The 26,897-nt window shown below is 45.1% G+C and carries 24 protein-coding genes; 6 read left to right on the top strand and 18 right to left on the bottom strand.

Annotation, left to right across the window (positions count from 1 at the left end; translation table 11 throughout):
- Positions 1 to 34: 34 nt before the first annotated feature.
- Positions 35 to 592: an RNA polymerase sigma factor gene (locus AC23N5_RS01095; protein ID WP_183972142.1), complete on the bottom strand. Its 558-nt coding sequence runs from the start codon at positions 590 to 592 to the stop codon at positions 35 to 37.
- 169 nt (positions 593 to 761) lie between these two features.
- On the opposite strand from AC23N5_RS01095, the gene corA reads away from it, so the two are divergent.
- The 4 genes from corA (at position 762) to AC23N5_RS01075 (ending at position 6,314) form a co-directional block, all read left to right on the top strand.
- Positions 762 to 1,706 (top strand): magnesium/cobalt transporter CorA, encoded by a 945-nt coding sequence (corA, locus tag AC23N5_RS01090; protein ID WP_122932346.1) that lies wholly within the window; start codon positions 762 to 764, stop codon positions 1,704 to 1,706.
- A 153-nt stretch (positions 1,707 to 1,859) separates the two neighbouring features.
- Positions 1,860 to 3,146 carry a sialidase family protein gene (locus AC23N5_RS01085; RefSeq protein WP_487754174.1) on the top strand — a complete coding sequence of 429 codons (1,287 nt, stop codon included), beginning with the start codon at positions 1,860 to 1,862 and terminating at the stop codon, positions 3,144 to 3,146.
- The gene (locus AC23N5_RS01080; protein ID WP_487754173.1) at positions 3,143 to 3,643 is read left to right on the top strand and encodes a heme-binding domain-containing protein; all 501 of its coding nucleotides are present in this window, start codon (positions 3,143 to 3,145) and stop codon (positions 3,641 to 3,643) included. Before AC23N5_RS01085 ends, AC23N5_RS01080 begins: the two co-directional genes overlap by 4 nt.
- A 211-nt stretch (positions 3,644 to 3,854) precedes the next feature.
- The gene (locus tag AC23N5_RS01075) at positions 3,855 to 6,314 is read left to right on the top strand and encodes a TonB-dependent receptor (protein ID WP_487754172.1); all 2,460 of its coding nucleotides are present in this window, start codon (positions 3,855 to 3,857) and stop codon (positions 6,312 to 6,314) included.
- A gap of 15 nt (positions 6,315 to 6,329) precedes the next feature.
- Here the strand turns inward: AC23N5_RS01075 and AC23N5_RS01070 are convergent, their stop codons facing one another.
- From AC23N5_RS01070 to tnpA, 4 genes are all read right to left on the bottom strand, one after another.
- The gene (locus AC23N5_RS01070; RefSeq protein ID WP_487754171.1) at positions 6,330 to 7,931 is read right to left on the bottom strand and encodes a sensor histidine kinase; all 1,602 of its coding nucleotides are present in this window, start codon (positions 7,929 to 7,931) and stop codon (positions 6,330 to 6,332) included.
- A gap of 36 nt (positions 7,932 to 7,967) precedes the next feature.
- Positions 7,968 to 9,284 carry a S41 family peptidase gene (locus AC23N5_RS01065; protein ID WP_487754170.1) on the bottom strand — a complete coding sequence of 439 codons (1,317 nt, stop codon included), beginning with the start codon at positions 9,282 to 9,284 and terminating at the stop codon, positions 7,968 to 7,970.
- A 136-nt stretch (positions 9,285 to 9,420) separates the two neighbouring features.
- On the bottom strand, positions 9,421 to 10,242 hold the full coding sequence (locus AC23N5_RS01060) for a helix-turn-helix domain-containing protein (RefSeq protein ID WP_183972136.1): 822 nt from the start codon (positions 10,240 to 10,242) through the stop codon (positions 9,421 to 9,423).
- A gap of 125 nt (positions 10,243 to 10,367) precedes the next feature.
- Entirely contained in the window at positions 10,368 to 10,766 is a 399-nt protein-coding gene (gene tnpA / locus AC23N5_RS01055) for an IS200/IS605 family transposase (RefSeq protein WP_183980687.1), read from the bottom strand.
- 57 nt (positions 10,767 to 10,823) lie between these two features.
- Here tnpA and AC23N5_RS01050 point away from each other — a divergent pair, with 57 nt between their 5' ends.
- Complete coding sequence (locus AC23N5_RS01050) at positions 10,824 to 11,921, top strand: RNA-guided endonuclease InsQ/TnpB family protein (RefSeq protein WP_487754169.1); 1,098 nt, start codon at positions 10,824 to 10,826, stop codon at positions 11,919 to 11,921.
- Positions 11,922 to 11,941: 20 nt separating this feature from the next.
- Here AC23N5_RS01050 and AC23N5_RS01045 read toward each other — a convergent pair whose 3' ends face one another.
- Positions 11,942 to 13,222, bottom strand: a complete 1,281-nt coding sequence (locus AC23N5_RS01045) for a metallophosphoesterase (RefSeq protein ID WP_487754168.1) — start codon at positions 13,220 to 13,222, stop codon at positions 11,942 to 11,944.
- A gap of 38 nt (positions 13,223 to 13,260) precedes the next feature.
- On the bottom strand, positions 13,261 to 14,256 hold the full coding sequence (locus AC23N5_RS01040; RefSeq protein ID WP_487754167.1) for an SDR family NAD(P)-dependent oxidoreductase: 996 nt from the start codon (positions 14,254 to 14,256) through the stop codon (positions 13,261 to 13,263).
- 142 nt (positions 14,257 to 14,398) lie between these two features.
- On the opposite strand from AC23N5_RS01040, the gene AC23N5_RS01035 reads away from it, so the two are divergent.
- Positions 14,399 to 14,827, top strand: a complete 429-nt coding sequence (locus AC23N5_RS01035; protein WP_487754166.1) for a hypothetical protein — start codon at positions 14,399 to 14,401, stop codon at positions 14,825 to 14,827.
- 1 nt (position 14,828) lies between these two features.
- Here the strand turns inward: AC23N5_RS01035 and AC23N5_RS01030 are convergent, their stop codons facing one another.
- The 11 genes from AC23N5_RS01030 to plsY form a co-directional block, all read right to left on the bottom strand.
- Positions 14,829 to 15,752, bottom strand: coding sequence for a sugar phosphate isomerase/epimerase family protein (locus AC23N5_RS01030; protein WP_487754165.1), 924 nt, complete (start codon positions 15,750 to 15,752; stop codon positions 14,829 to 14,831).
- Positions 15,753 to 15,845: 93 nt separating this feature from the next.
- On the bottom strand, positions 15,846 to 17,753 hold the full coding sequence (locus AC23N5_RS01025; protein WP_183972131.1) for an amidophosphoribosyltransferase: 1,908 nt from the start codon (positions 17,751 to 17,753) through the stop codon (positions 15,846 to 15,848).
- Between the two features lie 125 nt (positions 17,754 to 17,878).
- On the bottom strand, positions 17,879 to 19,162 hold the full coding sequence (locus AC23N5_RS01020) for a UDP-N-acetylmuramoyl-tripeptide--D-alanyl-D-alanine ligase (RefSeq protein WP_487754164.1): 1,284 nt from the start codon (positions 19,160 to 19,162) through the stop codon (positions 17,879 to 17,881).
- Between the two features lie 250 nt (positions 19,163 to 19,412).
- Positions 19,413 to 20,114 (bottom strand): membrane or secreted protein, encoded by a 702-nt coding sequence (locus AC23N5_RS01015; protein ID WP_183972129.1) that lies wholly within the window; start codon positions 20,112 to 20,114, stop codon positions 19,413 to 19,415.
- Between the two features lie 142 nt (positions 20,115 to 20,256).
- Positions 20,257 to 21,183, bottom strand: a complete 927-nt coding sequence (locus AC23N5_RS01010; protein ID WP_028524107.1) for an AraC family transcriptional regulator — start codon at positions 21,181 to 21,183, stop codon at positions 20,257 to 20,259.
- A 189-nt stretch (positions 21,184 to 21,372) separates the two neighbouring features.
- Positions 21,373 to 22,530: an acyl-CoA dehydrogenase gene (locus AC23N5_RS01005; RefSeq protein WP_183972128.1), complete on the bottom strand. Its 1,158-nt coding sequence runs from the start codon at positions 22,528 to 22,530 to the stop codon at positions 21,373 to 21,375.
- A gap of 86 nt (positions 22,531 to 22,616) precedes the next feature.
- Positions 22,617 to 23,351, bottom strand: a complete 735-nt coding sequence (gene fabG / locus AC23N5_RS01000; protein WP_122932327.1) for a 3-oxoacyl-[acyl-carrier-protein] reductase — start codon at positions 23,349 to 23,351, stop codon at positions 22,617 to 22,619.
- 20 nt (positions 23,352 to 23,371) lie between these two features.
- On the bottom strand, positions 23,372 to 23,830 hold the full coding sequence (locus AC23N5_RS00995; RefSeq protein WP_183972127.1) for a MaoC family dehydratase: 459 nt from the start codon (positions 23,828 to 23,830) through the stop codon (positions 23,372 to 23,374).
- 6 nt (positions 23,831 to 23,836) lie between these two features.
- Positions 23,837 to 25,441 (bottom strand): M28 family peptidase, encoded by a 1,605-nt coding sequence (locus AC23N5_RS00990; RefSeq protein WP_487754163.1) that lies wholly within the window; start codon positions 25,439 to 25,441, stop codon positions 23,837 to 23,839.
- A 30-nt stretch (positions 25,442 to 25,471) separates the two neighbouring features.
- The gene (locus AC23N5_RS00985) at positions 25,472 to 26,092 is read right to left on the bottom strand and encodes a rhomboid family intramembrane serine protease (RefSeq protein ID WP_183972125.1); all 621 of its coding nucleotides are present in this window, start codon (positions 26,090 to 26,092) and stop codon (positions 25,472 to 25,474) included.
- A gap of 87 nt (positions 26,093 to 26,179) precedes the next feature.
- Complete coding sequence (gene plsY / locus AC23N5_RS00980; protein ID WP_028524113.1) at positions 26,180 to 26,824, bottom strand: glycerol-3-phosphate 1-O-acyltransferase PlsY; 645 nt, start codon at positions 26,822 to 26,824, stop codon at positions 26,180 to 26,182.
- Positions 26,825 to 26,897 lie beyond the last annotated feature (73 nt).

Genomic DNA, 26,897 nt, shown 5'->3' with positions numbered 1-26,897 from the left:
CTTTTCTCTAAAACGGTGTGTTTTTTTAAGAAACTCAAAGAGGGCGTAACATTTCTAATAATTTTTTCTTTCCCCGCATGTACTGCGTACGCGAGGTACTTTCGCTGATACCGAGGATTTCACCGATTTCTTCGTGGTCGTATCCCTCAAACAAATAGAGTGACAAAACGACACGGTAACCTTCGGGGAGCTGCTCAATGCACTTACGAACCCGTTCTACATCCATCTGAATTCCTTCTTCGTCGAACGGAACATCGTCGGCTATGTCTTGGTCGTCGCTGCCGTAGCCCTCAATATCAACCAGTTGCATTTTACGTTGTCGGAGGTGATTGATGGCTTTGTTGACCACAATCTGCTTCAGCCACGCCCCAAACGTGGACTGCCCTTTGAACGTATGTAAGTGGCAAAACGCATCCAAAAATGCCTCTTGCAGTACGTCTTCGGCCTCTCCTATGTGATTGACCACCCGCATACAGACGTTAAACATGGACTTTGAATACAACTTATAGAGTTCGTACTGCGCTTTGCGCTCGCCCTGTCTGCATCTTTCTACGAGTTCGACGTGTTTGTCTATGTATAGTTTAGATTCCAATTGGCTGTAATTTCGTAGTAATGACAAATCTGATTTAAAAGATGTTGCATCTCGTTGGAAAAAAAATCTTGCATTTGAGCAATTTCATCAAAACCTATGAAGTTTGCAAGTGTAAACCTTATAGGTTTCATCAACCAAATCACTAACTTTGGCGCAAATGCAGTGAGGTATGGTACGTATTTTTTATCGTGAAGGAAAGCACATCAAACGCGAAAACGACGTTCGCGAAATTGGACACATCAAGCAAATTTTGTGGATAGACTTGCAGTCACCCACGCAAGAAGAAGAAGAATGGGTCGAAACCAAGTGCGATATTAGTTTCCAGACACCCCAAGAAATTGTGGAAATTGAGAGCAGTTCGCGGTATTTTGAACAAAACGATACCATCAATGCTAACTCTAATTTTTTGAAAATCAATGCAGATGGCTACGCGATTTACCCCGTTTCGCTCCTGATTCGGGAAGGCGTGCTGTTTACCTATCGTGATGGCGACTCAAAAACATTTGCCGATACGGTTCGGAAAATGAAAGTGAGTCAAGAGACTTTTCAAAACGGGGTTGATATTCTTCTTCTTTTGCTCGAAACCCGCATCGAAAGCGACGCCGACGTGCTCGAAGGGCTCTCGCGTGACATCAGTACCATTAGCAAAGACCTCAATCGGGAACAAAAAGCAAAGCAAGAAATTCTGCTGAAAATCAATATGATGCAAGAAAATACCATGCTCTTGCGCGAAACTATTATTGATAAACAACGGGTTTTGTCGGGCATTCTACGAAGCCAATTTTTTCCCGATGATAGAAAAGAACGCTTACGCATTGTGTTGAAAGACATTAGCTCGCTTTTGGAATACAGTACCTTCAATTTTGAGCGATTGGAGTATCTGCAAAATACCTTTATGGGTCTTATTAATCTTGAACAAAACCAGATTATCAAGATTTTTACGGTCTTTACCATCATTTTTATGCCTCCTACGTTGATTGCGGGTATTTTTGGAATGAATTACACCATTTTGCCAAGCAGCACGCATCCCTTTGGATTTTGGTTCTCGTTATTGCTCATGATTTTTTCAATGGCCGCCATGTGGTTTTTCTTCAAACGCAAACACTGGATATAGAGTAAAAAGGAGGAGTTGTCTAGCAAAGTTGGTAAGCCATCTATCAAAATCAATAATTGGTATAGTTCTTTTTTGAATCATTCAGAAAAGGAATACTTTCGTTTCAGTGATTGTTAGCTACTTACTCTTTTTTTAATCAAACCTTTTAGTCCAATGATGAATGTAAGCGCATTTCTTCCGCTCGTGTTGGTAGGTGTATTGGGAAGTTTTTTCCCAACAGCCACGCCGACGCCCTCCGAAATGGTTATTTGTCACGGTGAAAGTACGCCCGAATTTACAACTTGGGTTCCTACCAATACCAACTTTGCTGTTTCCCCCATCGACCTTGACCCCACAAAAACGTACTCAATGCCTCTGTTGGCCGAAACGACCAAAGGAGAATTGATGCTATCGTGGACCGAAAAAGAGGCTTCAGGAATGACCTCTTTCTGCGTAGCGTTTTCAAAAGATAAAGGCAAAACGTTTGCCGAAAAGAAGACCATTTTTAGCGGTAACGGCATTGGCAATAGCCGCATGATGCGGGCGAAAGTGCTTTCTAAAAAGGATGGTAGTTTTGTGGCCGTGTTTTCAAATCGCGGAGAAGCTGGTGCCGCACCCGCTTCAGGACGCGGAGGAGGCCGTTCTTCTAACATTGTGTATTGTGTTTCCAAAGACGGAGGGGCTACGTGGACAGCGCCGCAGTCGGTGGATTCTGACCCTAAACAGGGAATTGTGCGTGGTTTCTTTGATGCGGTGGTTTTGCCAAACGATGAAATCGCCGTGGCGTATTTGAAAGACGTGGCCAATAGCACCAAACACGAAGAACGGGATTTGCGCATGGTCGTCTCAAAAGGTGGTGTAATGCAGCCCGAACGTTTATTAGATGCGGTGGTGTGCGATTGCTGCCCCATCAATTTGTCGGTGGATGCTAGCGGAGCACTGACGGTTGTGTATCGCGACAACAACGACGATATTCGCGATATGGCACGTTTGATTTCGACAGATAACGCGGCCACGTTTTCAAAGTCGGCGATTGTATATAACGACAACTGGAAAATCATGGGCTGCCCTCACAGTGGCGCTATTTCTACCCAATACGGTAAAAGCGAGCTTTTGGCGTGGTTTTCGGGCTCAGACCAAGAAAAAGGCATTCGCCTGACAACCAGAGAGGGTAAAAAATTCTTTGTCTTGACCGAGGCTTCCGCAAAAAATCCCGCCTTGACCAGCAATGGAAATGCAGCGGTGATGCTGTGGGAACAAAGTAAAGGTGAAGGTACGCCAACTCAAATAGCCTATCGTAAAATTGCGGAAGGGCAAGTGTCGGAAACTACGTGGATAGCAGACGCCACCAATGCGACCAATTCAACTGGGATTGTTCTTGGAAACCAATTGGTTGTGGCTTACGAAGCAAAGCAAGCTGACGGCAAAAACAGTTTAAAATTTAGCTACGTATCACTATGAAAAACAAAATTTTGATTGGTTTGGGAGCGGTTTTGATTCTCATCCAATTTATCCGACCTGAGAAAAATCTTTCTGACGACCGTACCTACGACGTTTCGACCAAATATGCCGTTCCTACGGACGTAAAAAGCCTGCTGAAAGTAGCGTGCGACGATTGTCACAGCAATAAAACGGAATATCCGTGGTATTCAAACATTCAGCCTGTCGCTTGGTTTTTGGACCACCACGTCACCGACGGAAAGCGGCATCTCAATTTTTCAAACTTTACGTCGCGCTCGGTGGCGTACCAAAACCATAAGTTTGAAGAAACCATCGAGATGATTAAAGAAGGAGAAATGCCGCTGGAGTCTTACACTTATTTTGGATTGCATTCGGGAGCTAAATTGACCGAAGCGCAAAAACAAACGCTTATCAACTGGGCGCAAACCAACATGGACTCGCTCAAAGCGCAGTACCCTGCCGATAGCCTCGTGTTGCGCCGCCCGCAAGGAAAATAGTGAGCGGCTCACCGTGCCGAGGGTTGCTTACGTGTGGAGGGGTGCTCACACCCCGACGCTGACGTGAAGAGGGTTGCTCACACCCCGACGCTAACATGTAGAAGGTTGCTCACAACCCAACGATAGCTAAAAAGCTTACAAAGCCTCGAAAATATGACTTTTCGGGGCTTTTGTATGAGTACAAAACCTTTGACCCTTTCTTTAGTACAGTATGATGAAAACGATTATCTCCACCCCCTTTTTTACAAAATTTGTTGTTTTAGTGAGCCTTTCGTTGTTAGGCTTTACTTCATTACAAGCCCAGAATGCCCAGAAATTGGCGAAAGTCAAGGGAATCGTGACGGACGCACAAACCAACGCACCGTTGTCGTATGCGACCATTAGAATCCTAAAAAGTACGGACAGTACGCTTATTTCGGGGGCTATTACCGACGATAAAGGCCAACTGACTGTGGATGTTCCCTATGGACAATTCTATGCGGTGGTCGAGTTTATTGGCTACAAGCCGTTTAAAACCAGCACATTTACGCTTTCCAAAGAACGGTCTGCACACGACTTAGGAACGCTGAAAATAGCCGCTTCGGCCCGAACGTTGGACGAGGTGGTGGTACAAGCCGAAAAGAGCTCGATGGAATTGGCGTTGGACAAAAAGATATTCAACGTTGGTAAAGACCTAGCCAACGCGGGCGGGACTGCCATTGATATTTTGAGCAACGTACCCTCAGTATCGGTGGATACGGAAGGTAACGTAAAGCTACGCGGAAGCGATGGTGTACGGATTTTGATTGATGGAAAACCCTCAGGATTAGTGAGTTTTAAGGGCGGAGCAGGTTTGCAGCAATTGCAAGGAAATCAGATTGAACGGATTGAAATTATTACCAACCCCTCGGCACGGTATGAGGCCGAAGGCTTGTCGGGGATTATCAATATTGTCCTCAAAAAAGAGCGTAAACAAGGTATCAATGGCTCCTTTGAAGTGGTGACGGGTTTCCGACCTAACTACGGGGTAGCGGCCAATATTAATTACCGCAAAAACAAGCTTAATTTATTCCTCAACTACGGCATTGCGTACCGTGTGCCGATTTCGGCAGGACGGTTGTACCAAGAGGTGTATGGCAAGGATACCACGGCGATTTTGCAACAAAACACCAGCGGACAGGTAAAAACCATTGCCAATACCATCCGTGGAGGATTGGATTATTTTTTCAACGAAAAGAATATTCTGACGGCTTCGTACCAATTCCGTCGGACGGACGTGCTGCGGATTACCGACAATACGTACAAAGATTACATCAATTCGTTGTCGAACCTACGTACCATCACCGACCGCCAACAGCGTGAAACCGAAGCCGAGCCTTATTCAGAGTATTCGGTGTCGTACAAAAAAACGTATAATCGTAAAAATCAGGAGTTGATTGCGGATGTGCGCTACTTGACGTACTGGGAGCGTTCCGACCAAACTTATACCCAAAACAGCAGATTTCCCGACGGAACGCCGAATACCAAAGGTTCGTTGCTTCAAAAGTCGCTGAACGATGAGTACGAAAATCAACTCATTGCGACCTTGGACTACGTGCAGCCCATCGGGAAAGATGGCAAATTTGAAACAGGGATTCGTTCTAGTTTTCGCGATATGGTCAACGACTACATCGTGACCCAGCAAAACGCCCAAGGCGGTTTTGACGCTTTGCCAGGCTTGGATAACTATTTCATTTACAAAGAAAATATCCACGGAGTTTACGGGATTTTGGGAAATAAAACCAAGAAATTTAGCTACCAAGCGGGTTTGCGGGCTGAGATTACGGACGTCACCACCATTCTCCGCGAGACGAATCAAACCAATCCTCGTAAGTACAGCAACTTATTTCCAAGTGCACACTTTACTTACAACCTCAATCCTGACAACGCCTTTCAGGTGAGCTATAGCCGTCGGGTGCGGCGGCCAACTTACAACGATTTGAGCCCGTACGTGACTTTGTCAGACCAACGTAACTTTTTCTCAGGAAATCCTGATTTGAATCCTGAATTTACCAATTCGTTTGATTTAGGACACATTTATTATTTTGAAAAAGGATCGTTTACGTCGTCGGTCTATTACCGTCATACCAACGGGAAAGTACTCCGTATTCGTCGGGTGGACGCGCAGGGAGTTTCAAATACGCGTCCCGAAAACTTGGCCACAGAAGATGCGTACGGGGCTGAATTTACGAGCAATTACACGCCGTTTAAGTGGTGGAAATTAGACCTCAACTTTAACTTTTTCCGCGCCATTACCAACGGCCAAAACCTCGACGCGACCTTCAAAGCCGATACTTACAGCTGGTTTGCCCGCCAAACGTCACGTTTTACGCTTGCTAAAGGTACCGATTTGCAAGTGCGGGCCAATTATGAAGCGCCTCAACAACTTCCGCAGGGAAGTCGTAAGTCGCGTACATTTGTTGACTTGGCGTTTAGCAAAGAAATTCTCAAAGGCAAAGGCACGCTTACTTGCAACGTCATCGATGTGTTTAACTCGCGCTACATGCGTACGATTACCGAAGGCTTAAACTTCTACTCAGAAGGAACGTTTGGGATGCGCGCTCGCCAAATCAACCTGACCGTTATGTACCGCCTCAACCAAGCCGCAGGTGCTAAAAAACAAAAAAGCTTGATTAGCGGAGAGGAAGGGTAGAAGGGGCGAAGGAAATTACGCCAAAAAAGAAAAAAGACCTGCGACGCGTGATGCCTTTTTGGTACGTATTTTTTTGGAATTAATGGCAATCTCTAAGCTGACCGAAAATTCCTTTTCCGTCTGGTGAATCAGTAAATGATGGCGATTGGGGTAAAGAAGCTCCAAGCGTTTGCGGACATTGACGAGCCCGATGCCCGAGGAGTATTTCTCAGGGTCTTGGTCGTTGCGCGGATGTAGGCTGTTGTTGACCGTAAAGTGGAGCTTTTCGGTATCGCAGTGGAGTTTTACAAAAATCCACGAATGATTGCGCAAACTTACGCCGTGTTTGAAGGCATTTTCCACAAAAGGAATGAGCATCATGGGCGCTACTGAGCGCAAACAAAGCGAGTCATCAAGCTCAATTTTTAACTCAAATTTATCGGATTCGCTGATGCGAAGGCGCTGTAAATCAACGTAGTTTCGCAAATATTGTACCTCTTGCCGAATGTCGATTTGGTCTTGGTTGTTTTCGTGCATCATAAACCGCATCATGTCAGACAGCTGCTGGATTCCCTGCGATGTGCGTTCGGCATTTTCTTCAATAGACGTGGCGTAAAGGGTATTCATGGCGTTAAATAAAAAGTGTGGGTTGATTTGCGCCCGTAACGCCGACAATTCTGCTTGGTTGCGATTGAGGCTGGTTTCCAATGGTTTTACCATCAACTGCCGCATAATGGTGACCACAATCGCCCCAATCCAAGCAACAAGACTTAACATAAAAACGCCCTCTACTTGCACAGGAAACACCACGTAAGGGTTGTAGATTTTGAATAAAGTATGGACAAGATTTCCAATAAAACTTACGACCAAACTGGCTCCAAACAGAAGTAATACTTTTTGGATTGCCGCTCGACTCTCGGGGTAGCGGTAAAAACGAAAACCTCTCCAACGGATAAAATGATGGTGGTACAAATAGGCGTGCAAAAACGACCCAAGCACCCACATAAAACCTGGAATAATAAACATATCGTTGGTCAAAATCTGAAAACTGGCAAAAGCCACAAATCCAACCAATGCCAGAATGCTTCCTTCTTTTATGATTTGATACGTGAGCGCATTTTCTTCCTCGGGTTGATGTTGCAACACCCACTGGTATAGCTGCGAAAGGACGGTGTAGATAGACGTAGAAAGGAAAAGTCCACTCGAAATCATGGCCACGTTGCGCAGACGAAACAGGTTGTAGAGTTTGGCCCCGATGATGTTGTAGTTTTTATCGTGACGAAATACCAATTCATCGTGCAAAAACAAGTAACTCCAAACCCCAGCCAGCAATAAAAAGCCTGCGGCAGTACAAGCCAAGAGCGCTTTAAGTTGTTCGTCTCGTTGCCATAGCCTGACGACGTACTGAGATTGGATAAACCAACAACTCCAGACTCCTAAACCAATATTCAGAAAGGGTAAGAAGCCGTTAGTCCACCAGTTATAACTCAAAAAAATGCGGTGTTCTTCGTCGGCGTTAATAATACGCAAGACGTTGATATACTGGCTGTAATCGGTAGAAACAGCAATAAGTAAATAAATAGCCGTTAAAAGGCTGATTCCCCAAAGCTCAAAAGTGCGAAAACGTTCGATGGTCATAGCGATGATTGGTTAAGAAAAATGGCTGTTAATTGGTTACGGTTTTTTGTCTATTTTTTCGGCCCACCCATCACTCCAGCTTAGATTGATGGATTGGAATTGCCCTCCCGACTCATTCATAAATTCTACCTGATAATCTTCGCCTACCTGAAATAATGTTAGCGAAATGGGAGTCATTTGAAAGGGTGTTTTATTGCTTTGATTTACATCCCTAAAGTAGAGATTAGCACCTTGTTTCGTAATTTCAAATTCGGCAAAACGCCCCGTAAACCTAGCAAGTTTGGCACTGTCCAGAACTATTGTAGCAGTTTTGGATTGATTGTAGTTGATAAGCCATTGTATCTTGCTTTTCTCATTTTCGTTGGCATTTTTTAGTTTGTTCTCCAACAGTTTGTTGTGGGCAAAAAGTAACGCATTCTTAGCCTCTGTACGTATTTCTGGAATAACCCCTGTGCCTTCCCAATCGGTATGCGTTTTTTCATTCTCACTTCGTAAATAAGGGATAAACCCTACCAACCCATTTCCTAAACTAAAACTTCGGGTTAGGTGAGCACCACCACTTGTAGGTTCTCCTACCACAACGGCATTGTGCTGGTTTTGTAAGATGTAAGCGAAGCCTTCTGCCGCAGAAAACGTTCTTTTACTTGTTAGGACGTAAACAGGTATATCAAGGAAAAAATCCGCAGGCGCAACAAAGTTTTCTGTCCAAGTGTTTGTTAGGCGATTGAAACTTCTGCCTGTTTTTGTTTTTTCTTTAAAAAAATACTCCAACAAATTGTTCGATTTTCCACTTCCTCCACGATTATTACGCAAATCAATAATTAAAGCATCGGTATGCGAAAGAAACTGGATTGCACTCCGAATGGTCCTTTGGGCTTCTTCGCTTGGTAAAGCGAAGTTTGTAAACTCGATATAGCCGATGTTTGATGGTAAAATTTCAAGTTTTCTAAAGAAAAAATTTTGTGATTTTTCGTTAGAAATATCTAGTTCAGTGATTTCTTTTTTGCCCTCTTGTGAATTGTTAAAATGGATAATATCTTGTTCCAATTTTATGTCGTACACTATGCGTAAATGCTTGTCATTTTGGATAGAATGGATGTCTTCGGTAAGGTTATCCGCCAACTCTTTAAGAGACGTCAGTTGACTATATTTTCCCAATTTATATTGGCTGGTTAGAAAATTGGTAATCAGTAACGCCTTATCAGGGTAAACGTACTTTTCTTGAATAGCCGTACGGATACTTTGAAGGGATGTCTGAATGACTAAACTGTCGAGTTGCTTCCCTTTTTCTTGGGCAAATAAGGTTTTCCCAAGTAGCGATAGAATTAATAAAGTCAAGATTTGGTGATTCATTTGACGGGGCATTGGTTTACTTTGCTTGATACGCCATAAAAAAGCTAATCAAAAGTAGAATCAGTAGCCACGCCTATGTAAAATCTGTGACGAATCCAGTCAAATTTGGGGCAGAAAGGGCAGAATAGATTGTTATCTATACGTGAAAAGATTTTGAAAATACGTCCGTCGGTGTGTAGCCAAAGTGTTTTTTAAAGGCAAACGAAAAATGCGAGAGGTTTTCAAACCCCGTTTCGTAACAGGCTTCAAGCGGCTTTAGTTTTCGTTCGGCAATTTGAAAATGGGCCAATTCTAGTCGTTTTTGCGTGAGCCATTTTTGGGGAGTAGTGTTGAACGCTCGCTTAAAATCGCGTTTGAAAGTCGTTAAACTTCTGCCTGTGAGGTAGCCAAATTTCTCAATTGGCATGTTGAACATGTAGTTTTTTTCCATAAAACCAATCAAATCGACTTTATACGGGTCGTCAAAATTGGCGAGTATGCTATCTACTTCTGGGTCAAGGGTTCTTAAAATACTGATGGCTTCGGTTAGTTTCAACGACGCCAGATAGTCGGGAAAGGGCTCTTTCATCTCAAAGTAAGGAATCAATGACGCCAGGCAGCTTTCCAACAAAGGATGATGCGTAAAACTGCGAATTTTGGGTACGGCCGTTATTTTGGCTTTTACGTCAATGTGTTTGTAAAAATCCCTTAGAATTTGAGTAGTCAAAAGCATCACGACTGTTTTGTGGGGCAAGCCGTCTTTGGGGTAGTTGATAATGGTGGCGGGTTTATTTCTCGGAATGAGAAAAATATCTCCCGTTTGAAAGCGGTGAGTGGCTTCGGCCTGCACAATCTTGGTTTCTCCCGAAATAAACCACACCAGCATGTGTTGGTCAAAGACAATTTCAGACTTAAAAAATTTGTCCTCGTAACACGAGAGTTTTATTTCGGGAGTTAAATGTTTCGATACGTGTTCCATTGCTCAACTGTTTTATGCGCTTACGAAATAGAAGCGTAAAGCCCCGACCCTTTAGGGCGGGGATATAAGCGACAACTTGCCAAAGGAAGTTTAGCCTGTGTGCAAGCCTATACGCCGCATTTAGGCTATCTTGTTTTTTGGTCTTCAATGTATTTTTTGATAATGTCTTCCGAAATATGTCCGATACTTTCCACATAGTAGGAACGCGTCCAAAGTGTAGGCAATCGAGATTTCAGCCATTGAAATTCATTTCTTAACACGAAAGATGTGTAACCTTTGAGTTGGCTGATTATAAAAACAGGAGAATCATTTGGGGTGGTTTTGATGAAAATATGTACATGGTCAGGCATAATTTCCATTTTCTCAATGGCCCATCCATGTTCGGTTGCTTTTTCAATAAGCAATTCTTTCAATCGAATATCAACGCCATTGATTAAAACTTTTCTTCGGTATTTAGGGCACCAAATGAAATGATAGGCGCAATTATAAGTAGCATGAGAACTTTTAGCCCAGCGAGTATCCATAAAATATTTAGTTAGATATATGACACAAAAATATTACTTTTTAAGTATATTTGTGTCATGGAAGTCACGCAAACCTATAAATACAAGTTAAAACTAACCAAAGGGCAGGTAAATCTGCTTAATAATTGGATAGGTACTTGCAGGTATGTCTATAACTTAGCCCTTGATACTAAAATCCAATCCTACCAAAAAGGTGTTAATGTTTCAAAATACGATTTGATGAAGCAATTAACCGACTTGAAAGATGTAGAATGGATTAAATCTGTACCTTCTCAAAGTTTGCAAAATGTTGTTGAAAGGCTTGATTTTGCCTACCAAAAGTTTTTTTCGGGTGGCGGCTTCCCAAAATGGGCGAAAAAGGGCGAATACAGTTCAATACTTTTAAAGTCAGTAAAGGCAACGGATACAGGTTTTATACTGCCAAAAATAGGAGAAGTACGCATATTCAAAGACCGTATGCCGAAGGGAAAACTGAAAACGGCAACAATAACAAAGGAAGGTAATGGCTTTTTCGTCTGTGTAACCTTTGGAAGTCAATCAAAAAATCTCTACCCTATCGACGAGAAACAAGTTGTAGGCTTAGATATGGGTATCACCTATTTTCTGACCGATTCCAATGGTTGTTTTGTTGAAAATCCAAAGCACACTAAAAAGTACGAGAAACAATTGAGGGTAAAAAATCGCGCCTTGGCAAGAAAGAAAAAAGGGAGTAGTGGGTTCAGAAAAACAAAAGCAGAACTCAAGAAGCTGCATTCAAAAATTGCCGATGTTCGCAAAGACTTTTTGCACAAAATCAGTTTTCAGTACGTCAGAGATAATTCTTTGATTGTGTGTGAAGATTTGAAGGTTAGCAACATGATTAAATTCGGGAGTCTTTCAAAGCATATTGCAGACGTTAGTTGGTCAATATTTTTTGACCAACTACGCTACAAAAGCAAGCAATACGAAAAGACGTTTGTACAGGTGAACCCTAAATACACTTCTCAAAAGTGTAATTCTTGCGGTCATACTGCAAAAGAAAACCGACTGAATCAGGCTAATTTTCATTGTGTCAGTTGCGGACACCAACAAAACGCAGACTATAATGCCGCTAAAAACATATTAGGCGAGGGCATCGCCTTGAACCGTCAACGTGAGGCGTTAGCCTGTGCGTAGGTTTTAGAACCTCATTCCCTTTAGGGATGAGAGTATGTCAGTAATTCAAAGAGTGTGATTTCGGGAGGCATCCCGACTCGCCCAGGAAAGCCTAAATACCCAAATCCACGATTGACATACAACTGCTGATTGCCCTTTTGGTATAAACCTCCCCACTGTTTGTATTGCCACTGGGCGGGCGAATAGGTCTTATCGCCAATCGTTACACCCAATTGCAGCCCATGCGTATGGCCGCTAAACATGACATCAATATCGGGGTATTGGGTATTTACTTCCATGTCCCAGTGGGTAGGGTCGTGGCTCAGTAAGAGCTTGACCGCAGCCTCTTCTGTGCCTACAATTGCGCGTTGTAAGTTACCATTATTTGGGAAAATTGACTCGTTGGCCGAAATGTTTTCTACCCCAATGATGGCTAACTTTTCACTCCCTAGCTGGATGATTCGACGGTCGTCTGTTAGCAAGTCGTAGCCAAGTACTTTATGAGCTTTCTTGACGTCGTCTAGGTTTTGTTTTTTGGCTTGAGGGCTTGGCCAGCCAGCATAAGCTCCGTAGTCATGGTTGCCAAGCGTGCTATAAACACCCAGCGGGGCTTTTATTTTATCAAAGAGATGTACATAATCGTTTACTTCCGTGGCGCGGTCGTTTACCAAATCCCCCGTAAAAAACACCATATCGGGCTTTTCTTTGAGCAGTAGCTCTATGCCTCCTTTTACAGCGATTTTGTTAAAAAAAGACCCTGAATGAATGTCTGAGATTTGCCCTATCGTCATGCCTTCAAACGACCGAGGCAGGTTTTTGATGGCTAATTTTACCCGACGAACACGGTAGTCGTGCGCCCCTGACAAAATACCCCACGTCAGGGCTGCGGCAGGAACGGAGGCCGCGACCAAGGCTGTCTTCATCAAAAACTCCGAACGAGTGATTGTGTCAGGACTTTCGGAGAGGGCCTGTGGCAGTTCATTGTTTGGGAAGAACTGCCCTTTTACCCAAGTAAAAAAACGAGCAGCATCTCCTAAAAAAATGAGGGCAACGGATAGCAGTTTGGAACCATAAACGGCAAACAAACTGAATAAAATCGCGGTTCGCAAGCGGCGTCCCAAGGCGTCGGGAGGGGCAAAATTATAGAGCCATAAACCGAAAATAATGATTGCAGTAAGGCTCCAAAAAGCCCATTTAACAAACTGCTGTACTTGGGCGGTGTTGTGTTGAAAAACTATTTTTACGGCTTGCCATACGTACCAATCAATGAGTAGTAATAGGCAGCTGAGAATAGGGATAACGATGTATTTGCTGGCAGTCATGGTTCAAAATCAAGGGGTTGAATGGCCGTATTTGTCGATTAAGTCAGTTGAAATTTAATGCCTGTTAACGTCTCGCTTAACTCCCAAAGGCGTTTGGCATTGGCCTCGTCTAATGAGTAATGCTGAACGCCGCTGGGCATGGATGCATCATGGGATACATGGGCAATGTCTGCATCTTCGCAATACACGCCACCAATATCGTTGAGCATCGGACTGGTAGCGCACCAAACCGTGGTGGCGGCTCCTTGGGGAATCGTTTTTAGTGAGGCGATTATTTCGGGAAATAGATTTCCGTCTGCATCGCAAAAACCCATTTGTTGAAACAACTCTATGGGGGCTTCTCTGCCCAATTCTGTGCCATGGATAGAGCCTGGGTGGAGAGAGTATGCGCGTACCTTAGACGATTTGCCACGATGATCTAACTCAAGGGCAAAAAGATTGCTGGCCGTTTTGGATTGACCATAGCCTTGGAGGGTTTCATAATCTCGGTGGAGAAAATTGGGGTCGTCAAAATGAAAAGGGGCAAAGCGATGTCCGTCAGACGATACGTTGATGACCCTTGCTCCACGGGCAGCTACCAGCGCAGGCCACAGCCTTGCCGTAAGCTGAAACTGCGCCAGATAATTGGTCGCTAGTTGAGATTCAACTCCTCGACTGTCTCTGCGAAGTGGAACCCACATAATGCCTGCATTGTGGATAAGGAAATGAAGGGGGCGACCCGACGCGACGAATTTTTTGGCAAAGGCATCAATGGACTCAGGGTTTATCAAATCCATGGTTTCTAATTCGACACGCGGGATGCCTGCTAAATTTCGTTTTGCCTTTGTTACGTCTCTTGCGGGTACGATAACGGTGGCACCTGCGGCAGCGAGTGTTCTGACTGTTTCTAAGCCGATGCCCGTATTTCCTCCTGTCACTATGGCAATTTTTCCCGTAAGGTCAATCCCTTTGATGACGTCATTGGTTGTAGATGCGGCGTCAAATCCTGAACCTATCGGTTTCTGTAACGCTCCTTGATAATTGTTGTGTCCCATTTTTTTGTTGTTTTTGTTGGGACAAAGGTAGAGCAGTGATTTTTGGGAGACTTTGTTTAAAAGACCGAATATGCTTTGTTTAAAAGGCCGTTCCAACGAAAACGTTCTCTAAAACGTCCTACAATAAAAGAGACGAAGCCCGATGAAACCAGTTATTTTTTTGCTGTTGATTGTTGTGTTAGGAAGCTGTAAGCCAAAAACAGTTGTTCCCGAAACCATTGCGCCCTTGGTAGGCAAGTGGCGTTTGGAGGCGTATGAATCGACCGTCAATGGGAAGAAAGAATGGACGTTGACCAGTATCAACTCCTCAACGGTGAATTATATTCTTATTCGCGAAGATGGTGTACTGCTAACGGGCAATGGACAGGAATTGTGTTGCGCTCCTGCGGCATTGACCGTCAATGGAAAACGTTTTGAAATTATTCCCAAAAGCGCGATACCCAACAACCCAATGTGTGCGCTAGTAGATTGCATTGGTTGCGCTACTTGGGACATCGAGTGGTCGGAAGATACATTTATTCTCAATCTTTGTGTTAGTTCCAACCGCAGCAGGTACGTGCGGGAGGATTAGCCTAGGCCAGTGGGATTCCTGTTTCTTTGGCTATTTTCATGACAAACAACCGCGCTTCATCGTATTCTTCGGGCGTGCGTAGGTGTTCTAGCATGAGCGGAACAGCGCGCGGAAGCGCTGTGACGTTTCGCAGGTAAGTCACGTAGTCCATGCCACCGCGCCCAGGCATGGTTTCGGCAAAATGCACATCTTTTCCTACTACATCTTTGGCATGGCAAGACACGATCCATTTTCCCAGTTTTTTGAAGGTATCGTTGATCAATGCTTTATTTTGATAAAACCGTTCGGGAGAGTTGATGATGTTGGCGATGTCGATATGCGCCGCGAAAGCAGGTCGGTCAATGGCTTTGATGAATTTTAAGCAGGAATCAGCATCGTTGGGCAAGCTCCATCCCATCATTTCGAGGGCAAATTTTGCTTTTTTGGGCTTAACGGCGTCAATGACAGCACGGCAATTTTCGACCGTTGCTTCAAAATATTCTTTGGTAAGGTTGCGGGCGTCGGGGCCGTCCCATTGTTTGGGATTGTACGAACCTCCGATGTCGATGCAGGTCAACGCGCCAATTTCTTCGGCCAAAGCGAGGCGTTCGGTTACGTATTCCCTATTTTTTCTGCGTTTTTCGGCATCTTGGTCGAGCATGTTGACCCATGCCCCTACTTCGGCAATGAGGACATTCTGTTCAGCAAATGCTTTCCGTAAAGCCGCGATTCGGGCGCTATCTTTTAATTCTACTTTGGGAACATAGGCCGCACTATATCCCAACCGCCGATGTTCTTTGGCCAATTCGACGGGGTTTTCGCTTTTCAAAAAAATAGGGCCACCAAGGTACAACGGCCGTGCGGCTACCCGAAAGGAAGGCAGCAAAGCCATGCTGGCCAAACCACCAGCTGACTGTAAAAATCGGCGACGTGAAAGCAAAGACATACATCAAGAAGGCGGCCGAGACCCTAAACTACTATAAAAAAATCCCCCATTCGCCGTGGCGAACAGGGGAGGGTATGGTTGGTCCAAAGTAGGTTAGTAAGCTCTAACTACGCCGCGTCCTTCGTAGAAATTGACGTAGGCTTTGTTCACAACGCGGTTTCCGCCAGGGGTTGGATAATTTCCTGTGAAATACCAGTCACCGCTGTGGTTGGGGCAGGCTTTGTGCAGGTTTTCTACCGTTTGGAAAATAACCGACAATTCGGCCTTGAGGTCTTTAGGGCGAACAATCTCGGCTACTTTGCGTGACACTTCTTCGGCCGTAAATGGCTCAAAAAGTGCTTTGACGTAGTTTTGCTGTGAAGCATTGCCCGTTTCAAGTGCGGCTACACATTGGGCATATACTTCTTCGCGAAGGTTATCAAGGCCGCGTTCTTTGAGCAATTGCAAAGCGGCACGGAACGCCACAAAATCTTTCACCTTCGACATGTCGATACCGTAGCAGTCGGGGTAGCGGATTTGCGGCGCCGATGATACGATGACAATTTTCTTAGGGCCAAGGCGGTCGAGCAAACGCAAAATACTCTTTTCGAGGGTAGTTCCCCGCACGATAGAATCATCCACGACCACAATTGTATCGACGCCTTTTTTCACGACTTCGTAGGTCATGTCGTACACGTGCGATACCATCTCATCGCGGGCTTCGTCGCTGGTAATGAACGTTCGTTGTTTAACGTCTTTCGATACCAACTTCTCAATGCGCGGGCGGAAGGAAAGTATTTTGTCTAATTCTTCTGGAGAGAGATTGCCATCGGCAACGGCTTTTTTGCGTTGTTTGGCTAAATAATCTTCCAACCCTTCAATCAATCCAAAAAAGGCGGTTTCGGCCGTGTTCGGAATGTAAGAGAAGACGGTATTTTCGAGGTCGTAATCGACTTCTTGCAAAATCTGCGGAATCAGAAGCTGACCAAGTTGTTTACGTTCGTGGTAAATACCTGGATCAGAAGCTCTAGAAAAATAAATCCGCTCAAAACTACAAGAACGTTTTTCGAGCGGCTTTAAAATTTGGTGCTGATCGTACTCGCCATACTTGTCGATAATGAGCGCATGACCAGGCTTTATTTCTTGAATATCGGCGTAGTTGGCGTTGAAAGCGGCCTTGATGGCAGGTTTTTCGGAAGCAACTACCACGACTTCGTCGTCGGCATAATAATACGCAGGGCGGATACCCGATGGGTCACGAACCACAAACGCTTGTCCCGAGCCTGTCATGCCACACATGGCAAAGCCACCGTCGAAATCGCGACATGAGCGGTGCAATACGCGTACCATGTCCATGTTGTCTTCGATGACGTCCGAGAGATCTGGGTTTTCGTAGATTCCTTTAAAACGGTCAAAAACGCGTTGGTTTTCTTCGTCCAAGAAGTGCCCGATTTTTTCCATCACCGTCACCGTGTCCACGCGGTCTTTGGGGTGCTGTCCCAACGAAACAAGCTTGTTAAAGAGCGTGTCAACGTTGGTCATGTTGAAGTTTCCTGCTACCACCAAGTTGCGGCTACGCCAGCTATTTTGACGGAGCATGGGGTGGCAGTTCTCGATTTCGTTCGCCCCGTGGGTACCGTAGCGAAGGTGTCCGAGCCAAACCTCACCCGTAAATGCCACGTTTTCTTGTAGCCATTTAGCGTCGTAGCGAAGGTCTTTGTCGTCGCCTTTGAGTTCTTTGAAAGCCTTTTTGAATTTCTTCTGGACTTTCGTAAAAATCTCTGCTACAGGTTGTTGATCGACCGAACGGTAACGGCTAATGTAGCGGTGCCCAGGTGGAACTTCGATTTTGATGTTGGCCACGCCCGCGCCATCTTGACCGCGGTTGACCTGTTTTTCCATCAAAGTGTGTAATTTGTAAACTGCGTAGAGGGGTGTGCCGTATTTGTCAATATAATATTGAAACGGCTTCCGGAGGCGAATGAGGGCAATGCCACATTCGTGCTTGATTACGTCGCTCATCAGAGGGTATGAAGTGTGTGACGGATTGTTAACACAAAGTTAAGAAATCAGATTCCAAAACCTTGTGTTAAATTACAAGAAAGTTGAAAAATATAAAAAGGTAAATGATTAATGCAATTTAATACCTACAAATACGGAACAACGGTCTCCAATCCCATTCCTCTTGAGCCTTTGATAAGCACATGGGTGTTTTGTTGAGGATGATCAATAACCCAGTTGTGTAATGAGAATTTATCGGGGAAATAATAGGCTTTAGGCAAAGCAGACAAAGCATCTTGCATGAGCTTACCCGCCAAAATGACAACGTCAAATTTTTGTGCTGCCACCAATTTTCCCAGTGCTAAGTGTTCCGCAGGCGATTCGTCGCCTAGTTCGAGCATATCGCCCAAAATCACCATTTTACGCTCAGCTTTCAACTTTCCAAAGTTTTCAATAGCGGCTGCCATCGAGGAAGGGTTGGCGTTGTAGGCGTCCATAATCACCGTATTGCTTCCTTTTTGAAGGATTTGAGAGCGATTATTCGTCGGATTGTACTCCGCCACGGCGTTGTTGGCGTTTTGGTCCGAAACGCCAAAGTAAGCGCCAATTGCCAAGGCTGCGGCGATATTTTCAAAATTGTATCGGCCTGTCAGATGCGTATGAACGGTTTGTTGGTGGGCATCTTTGTAAATCACCAAAGGAGCATCTTCCAACAGTTGCGGGGCAGTGGCATCGGCTAGGTAAAGTACCTTTTCACTAAAATTACGCTCGTCGGCCATTTCTTGGAGGGTAGCATTGGCGCCGTTGACAAACACCGTACCGCCCGAAGTCGAAAGCCAGTCAAACAATTCTCCTTTGCCTTTACGCACCCCTTCGATTCCTCCAAAACCTTCCAAATGGGCTTTGCCAATGTTGGTAATCATGCCGTGGGTAGGCTCGGCGATGCTGCTTAGAAGCGCAATTTCTTGTTGGTGGTTTGCACCCATTTCTACGACAGCCATTTCGTAACTTTTGTCGATGGCCAACAGCGTGAGTGGTACCCCGATATGGTTATTGAGATTGCCTTTGGTCGCGTAGGTGCGAAATTTTTTACTTAAAACGGCCGCAATCAGCTCTTTTGTGGTGGTTTTACCGTTGGAACCCGTTAAGCCCACTACTGGGATATTGAGTTGACGACGGTGGTGGTTGGCCAATTGTTGAAGCGCTTCTAAACTATTTTCCACCAATAGGAAACGGTTATCCACAGCGTACTCAGAGTTATCCACAATGGCGTATTTGGCTCCTTTTTCTAACGCGTCTTTGGCATAGACATTTCCATCAAACTTATCGCCGCGCAGGGCTACAAACAAACAACCTTCAACAATTTGTCGAGTATCGGTTGAAACGCCATTACAGGCCAAAAAGCAATCGTATAATTGAGAAATCGTCATTTGCGTTTAACTTCATTTTATGTTTTTAAAAAGGGCTACTGCAGGAGAGGGTCGGGTTTTGAGAAACCCTCTTCACGAGAGGGTCGGGTTTTGAGAAACCCTCTTCACGAGAGGTCGGGTTGTGAGCAACCCTCTTCACGAAGGGGCGGATTGTGAGCAACCCTCTTCACGAAGGGGCGGGTTTTGAGCAACCCTTTGCACGGCACATTTGCCTCTTGCCCTTTTTGCCTTTTGTTCCTTGCCCCTTGCACTACTGCTCCTTACTCCAGACTTCATAAATTTTAGCTCCTGCACTGCTGAGGCCACTGTGGTGCCAATCTTTGCCGTCTTTGAGTTCGTAATCAAAGGTGAGGGATGCACCTACGCGGCTATTGTCGCGGCTAAAAAATTCAATCGTTTCGGTGTATTTACCATCTTTGATGACATAACTACCGCCTCCCGTACCCGAAAACTGCTTGGTTTCGGGGTTGATGGCCGCCCATTGAAAACGCGTTCCTGTGAGCATTTTGAGGGTTTTACGAGGGCCGCGTTGCATGGGAGAAATATTCCCGTCGTTGCCCATGCGTCCTGTGATGCGGTATAAGGCCGAGGCAGGCGTACTACCGTCGTCCATTTGCTGCCATTCTCCTACGTTTTCAACCGATAATTTTTTTCCCGAAATCGTTATTTTGAAAGTTAAGGTCTTGCCGACTCTGGAGGTATCCGCAGAATTGAACTCACTTTTGTAGGCAATGGTGCCGTTAGTGATTTTGTACGTTCCGCCTTCGGTATAAATAAACTCTTTTTCTTTGTATCGGGTCATCATTAAGTAGTCGTCCGAGCAAATGAGCGAAGTGATAACTCCATCGTCACCTTTTTGCTGCCAAGTGCCTTTTAATTGGGCAAAAGTGGGGGAGCTGAGCAAAAGCCCCATACCTAACATCCAGCAAGAGAAGCGAACTAGTGTTTTCATACGAGTGAAAGGGTTTTTTATTTTGAGCAAAGTTAATCCAAAACCTCCCAGAAACAATAAAGCAACTCTCACGAATGAAAGTTGCTTTATGGGGTAATTCATTTTTTCACTTGTATCGTCAGCGATGAAAACGCTATGAAAATTAGACGTTCATGAGCGATTCGCGGCGGCGCATTTTGCCCGCAGGAATGCCGAACATCATTTTGAAACGACGGCAGAAATAGGCCGTGTCTTTGTAACCAACTTCAGCACCGATGGCACGAATACTTTTCTTTGACGTACGAAGCAAGTTAACGGCTTCTTCCATGCGTTGGTATTCGATGTAGTCTTGTGGGTTGATTTGGGTCAACATTTTGAAATACTGTCCTACGTAATCTTCCGATACGTTGGCGACGTTGGCCAATACCTTGTTTGATAAATCGCCTCCCAAGTTGTCTTTGATGTAGGCAAAAATATCAATCAAACGAGGGTCTTTGAAGTAGGTACTGTTGGTGACCAATTGCTCCACAAACAGACGGTTTTTCAAAATGTAGCGAATAACTTCAATCGCAAGTTCTTCGGTTTTGATTTTGATGATACGTCCGCGACCAGCTACGTCGTTGAAATCTTCCTGCAAGATTTCACCAATCAACCGACCAAGGTAGGTGTTGTGCTTGATGATAAATGGCGGAATGTCCAATGAGGTAAAGAAGTTGACCGAGTCAAATACTTTGGCGTCAAAAGCCACAAGCCCAAACGAGTGAGGTATTTTACCCACCTGTGACGAATCGCGCAGTGTATCGAAATACAATTCGCGGCGGGTCAAGAACTCTTCGTTGCTTACTACCTTTGGTTGCACATTGTCACCGCTGCTGTAAGTAACAGTGGCGTGCTTTCCACCTGGTATAAAAAGCATGTCCCCAACGTCTATTTTTTCGTTGCCAAAAGACACTTCCCCGTCGTAAAGAATCATCAACGAGTTCTCTACGTCATAAAAGTTTTTAATGGTAATAGTTTGCAACATCCGGATGTGACGAGCCTTGATGAACTTCACTCCCAGCGATTCGATGATTTTATTATAATCTTCCATTTGAAAATGGGTTAAGTGCGTCCCGTTTAAGTAAATGCAAAATTAGCGTTTTTCTGAAAATTTGTACAAAACTAATAATTGTACAAATCTAATACAAGTGTGGAATTTTTTTCAATATAAAAAAAAGTGCGCGAATCCCGCAAGGAAACGCGCACTTTTTTTTTGAAAAACCCCCTAAAATTGGATTATTCAGGCTTTTTGCAATTCTCGGGCTATCACCAATTTTTGTATTTCTGAGGTACCTTCGTAGATCTGAGTTATTTTTGCATCCCGCATTAATCGCTCTACGTGGAATTCTTTCACGTATCCATAACCACCGTGAATCTGTACGGCTTCGGTGGCAGCCCACATTGCTACTTCCGAAGCAAAGAGCTTGGCCATCGCGGCGGCTTGTACGTAGTCTTTGTGCTCGTCTTTGAGGCGTGCTGCTTTATATACCAATAAGCGTGCTGCTTCGATTTTTGTGGCCATTTCGGCCAATTTAAACTGAATGGCTTGGTGTTCAAAAATAGCTTTTCCGAAGGCTTTGCGCTCGTTGGCGTATTTGAGAGATAGTTCCAACGCTCCTGCGGCAATACCGAGGGCTTGGGCGGCAATCCCGATACGGCCACCGTTGAGGGTACTCATGGCAAACTTAAATCCGAAACCATCGTTGCCAATGCGGTTTTCTTTGGGCACTTTCACGTCGGTAAACATCAACGAATGCGTATCCGACGCACGAATTCCCATTTTATCTTCTTTTTTACCCACCACAAATCCGTCCCAGCCTTTTTCGACAATCAGGCAGTTGATGCCTTTGTGTTTGAGTTCGGGGTGAGTTTGGGCCATCACCAAGCATACCGATGAAATATTTCCATTGGTAATCCAGTTTTTGGTACCGTTGAGCAGGTAATGGTCGCCTTTGTCTTCGCCAGTGGTATGTTGAGAGGTCGCATCCGAACCTGCTTCGGGTTCAGAAAGGCAAAACGCTCCAATGATTTCCCCCGACGCAAGTGGCGTAAGGTATTTTCGTTTTTGCTCTTCGGTACCGTAGGCTTCCAAACCATAGCATACCAATGAGTTATTGACCGATACCATCACCGAAGCCGACGCGTCCACTTTCGACAATTCCTCCATCGCCAGCACGTACGAAACCGTATCCATTCCACCTCCGCCGTATTCGGGCGAAACCATCATGCCCAAAAAGCCCAGCTCACCCATGCGTTTGAGGAGTTTTGGGTCAAATTTTTGTTCGTTGTCGCGTTCGATAATCCCAGGAAGAAGTTCGTTTTGGGCAAAATCGCGTGCCGCCTCCTTAACCGCCAAATGCTCTTCGGTCAAGTTGAAGTTGAGTCCTTCTAATACCATCGTGCTTTACTGTTTGTGAAGTGTAAGAGTTTGTTTTGACTTTGGGTCAAATGTACAATTTTGGAAAATAGTATGCAAGCATACTTTTAAGCAACTCCACCATTTACACTCAGGGTATGGCCATTGACGTAGCCCGCTTCTTCGGAGGCCAAATACAGGTACGCATTGGCAATGTCTTCGGGAAGTCCCATCCGTTTTACAGGGATGCCCGCTACGGTTTGGTTACGGACTTCTTCTGGAATCAAATCGGTCATTTCGGTTTTGATGAAACCAGGCGCTACGGCGTTGGCCGTAATGTTGTATTTACCGAGTTCTTTGGCCCAGGTTTTCACCATTCCGATGATGGCCGATTTGGTGGCTACGTAGTTGGTTTGGCCAAAATTTCCCGTTTGACCCACCACCGACGAAGTACAAATAATGCGGCCATATTTTTTCTCTACCATGTACGGAACAATGGTTTTGGTACAATTGAAGACCCCGTTGAGGTTGATGTCAATGACTTGTGCCCATTCTTGGTACGACATTTTGAGCAACGATTTGTCGCGGGTGATGCCTGCGTTGTTGACCAAAATATCAATTTGTCCGTAGCGTTCGTAAATATCGCGGGCGGCGGCTTCGATGGCAGGTACGTCGGTGACGCTGATTTTGGTAAATTCAGCTGAAAAGCCTTTGTCGCGGAGTTCTTGGGCGGTTTGTTCGCCCGCGTCGAGCATATCCCAGATAATGACTTTGGCGCCTTCGCGCGTAAAAATTTCGGCAGTGGCTTTCCCGATTCCTCGGGCTCCTCCCGTAATGATGGCAACTTTATCTTGTAAACGCATGGTTAAAAAAGGTTTTAGGGCTATTCAAAGGCTAAACTTATCATCTCGGCCACGCAGGCAGGTTTGGAATGTCCTTCTATTTCAAAGACAAGCGCCATGGTTGACTTTACGCCGTTGGGCTCTTGGTCTTCCACTTCTTTGAGGGTGGCGTGCATTCGTACGCGGCTACCTGTGGGTACGGGCGACGTAAACCGAACTTTGTTGGTGCCATAATTGAGCCCCATTTTTGCCGATTTTACTTGGTACAATTCATACATGAACTTGGGCGCTAAGGAAAGCGTCAAAAAACCGTGGGCAATGGTCGTTTTGAACGGGGAGTACTTCGCGGCCATGTCGGTATCTACGTGAATCCATTGGTGGTCGCCAGTGGCTTTGGCAAAATCATTGACCATTTCTTGGGTAATTGTCACCCATTCACTTGTGCCAATTTCTTGACCTACGTGGGCCCGAAATGCGGCGAGGTTTTCAAAAATGAGCATTTGTCTTTAAGGTTTATTGCTATCGACTTTGATACGTTCGTCGCGGTTGGCCAATTCCCACGCAGTGTGAAAAACAAGCTGAACAATTTTTGACTGCTTGTCAAACATAATTTTTTCGACGTCATCGCCAGGGCGGTGGTAGTCTTCGTGAACCCCCGTAAAATAGAAAATAACGGGTACTTTGTTTTTGGCAAAGTTGTAGTGGTCGGAGCGGTAATAAAAACGATTGGGGTCGGTAGGGTTGTTGTAGGTATAGTCTAGTTTGTAGTTGGTGTATTTTTCGTTGGCGGCTTCGCTAATGGTGTGAAGCTCCGACGAAAGTTTATCAGAACCAATCAAATACACGTATTTTGGGTCATTTTTGTGAGCAACGTCCACGCGGCCAATCATGTCGATATTGAGGTCACAAACGGTATTTGCCAACGGAATGACGGGGTTGGAAGTGTAATATTCGGAGCCCCAAAGCCCTTTTTCTTCGCCCGTTACGGTCATAAACAGAATGCTACGGCGGGGGCCATTTCCTGCGGCTTTGGCTTTAGAAAACGCCTCGGCCAATTCAAGAATAGACACCGTGCCAGAGCCGTCGTCGTCGGCACCGTTGTTGATTTGCCCATCCGAAGAAATGCCAATATGGTCTAAATGCGCCGAGATGACGATGACTTCGTCTTTCTTGTCGGTACCTTCCAAGAACCCAAGCACATTCTCGGTCATTATAATGTTGTCTTTGCGTTCAGCTTTGAGGCGAATGGTTCTTTCGGAAATGGCGTTGACAGGTGGTTTGCCCGTTTTCGTAATTCCCTGCTTGATTTTTGACCATTTTTTTTCTTTGATTCCCAATAAATCAAGCGCCATTTTTTTAGAAACAGTAAAGGTGGCGTAGCTGCTAGGCGTTTCGTTATAAGGCTTCATCGAAAGGCGGTTGAAGCGTTGGCTCATCAACATTCGGCGATTGAGTTCTTTGGTAAAATCGTCGCCCGTTAGTTCCGAAACAATCAAGACGTATTTGGCTCCTTTGCTGCTGGCGAGGTTAGCTTTGCGTTGCCAAGACATGTTGTCGTTACTCCATTTGGTGGCTTTATCGTCGCCCGAAAGCAAAAAATTGCCTTTGCTGTCTTTGGGTTCACCTTCCCAAATCAGCACGGCTTTGCCCGTGACGTTTAGGTTGGCGTAATCGTTGTACTTGTCTGACTCGATGCCGTAGCCCGCAAAAACAACAGGGATTTTTTCTTCCGAAAGCACATTAATGATGCCGTTCAGGTAAAAATCATGTTGGAGTTCGTAGCGCTCTTTTTCGGTGGCCAAATACACTTCGCCCCAGCTTTTTTGGTAGAGGGCATAAGGCTGAAAGTACGATTTTGAGCCATCGACGGCGGGAACAATCGGTTGTAGGCCGACCGATTTGAAGAAATTGGCGACGTAATTGGCCGCTTTTTTTTGCCCTGGCGAGCCCGTATCGCGTCCTTCGAGGCTATCGTGCGCAATGACGCGCAAATGGCGTTCGAGGTCTTGGGCCGTAATCGTTTGGGCAAATTGGGTAGAGGCGTCTTGGGCAATTGCCTGCGTAAAGCACAGCGCCAACAGTGGTACTGCTTTAAAAAAAAGTTTGGTCATGGTTTTGGTTTGGATGAATGAAAATATCAACTACCACAATCTCCAAGAGGCGATTTGGCTGATAAAATTAGGAATAGATTCGGGCAGAAGAAAGGCCATAAATACAATGCCGAAAAGCGCACCGTACAAGTGGGCGTCGTGGTTGACACGGCCGCGATTTTGGCGAGATTCATAAAACGAATAAGCCATGTAAATTCCCCCAAAAATGAAGCCCGGTACGCAAATCGCGAAATAGAGACACACTTTTTGGAGCGGAGCCAATAGAATAAACGCAAACAAAAGCGCCGATACGCCACCCGAAGCGCCAAGGGAATTGTAATTACTGTTGTTGCGGTGCTTCAAAAAAGTAGGAATGTCCGACACCACGATTCCTGCCAAAAAGAGAAGGAGGTAATAAATAGTGCCGTTGCTGCCAAAATACCCCCCCAAAAACATCTCCATCGCTTCCCCAAAAAAGTAAAGGCTGAACATGTTGAAAATGAGGTGTCCGACGTCGGCATGGATAAAGCCCGAAGTAAGAAAGCGGTAATATTCGTTGTATTTAGAAACACGAACGGGATTAAAAACCCACTTGTCGAGCAACGAAGGGTTTTGCCAAGCGTACCAGCTTAGACCAATAGAAACAAGAATGATGACGATAGTAAGCGACATTACAGCGAGGGTAGTTCAAAAAGGTGTTGAAATTGATACCATTACAACACAAACATAATGGAACTACCGTAAACCGCCAATGTTTCGTTATTTATTGCGACGTCGCCACAGATAGACCCTACTTTCGCTGCCGTTGAAGAGGCGAACGATGTTTTTTTGGTGGGTTAAGACTACAATCGCAAACAAAAGAAACCCAAAAACGATTAAAAGAGTACTGGCTTGTCCAAAGACCCCCAAGACCAACATCATGGGGAAGGCAAAAGCGGCGACAATGCTGCTCAAAGAAACGTAGTTGGAAGCCAATAAGACCAAGACAAATATGGCAATACAGACGGAAGCAACTTGCGGATCAATCGCAAGCACCATTCCCAACGAAGTCGCAACCCCTTTCCCGCCTTTAAAACGCGTGAAAACGGGGTATAAATGGCCCAAAACCGCCATTACACCGAGTAAAAGCTTGAATGTTAGAATTTGGGGGCCGTCGATTACCTCTAAGAAAAAAAGAATGTTGGCGAGCATCGTCGCTGTCCAACCCTTCAAGACGTCAATCAAAAGAACAATGGTCCCTGCGCGTTTCCCCAACACTCGAAATGTATTGGTGGCACCTGCATTTCCACTACCAAATTTCCGAACATCAATCCCAAAATACGCTTCACCGTACCAAATGGCAGAGGGAATAGATCCCAACAGGTAAGCGGTCACAAAGGCCGAACACACGTGCCAGAAATTCATGAAAGAAGTGTAAGTTTTTTAAGTTGAATCAAAATCGTATTTATGAGCTAAATATTGCTTTTTATTCTAAAAA

Source organism: Runella sp. R5_40, assembly GCF_057652295.1.
This window is presented reverse-complemented; position numbering and strand designations above follow the sequence as displayed.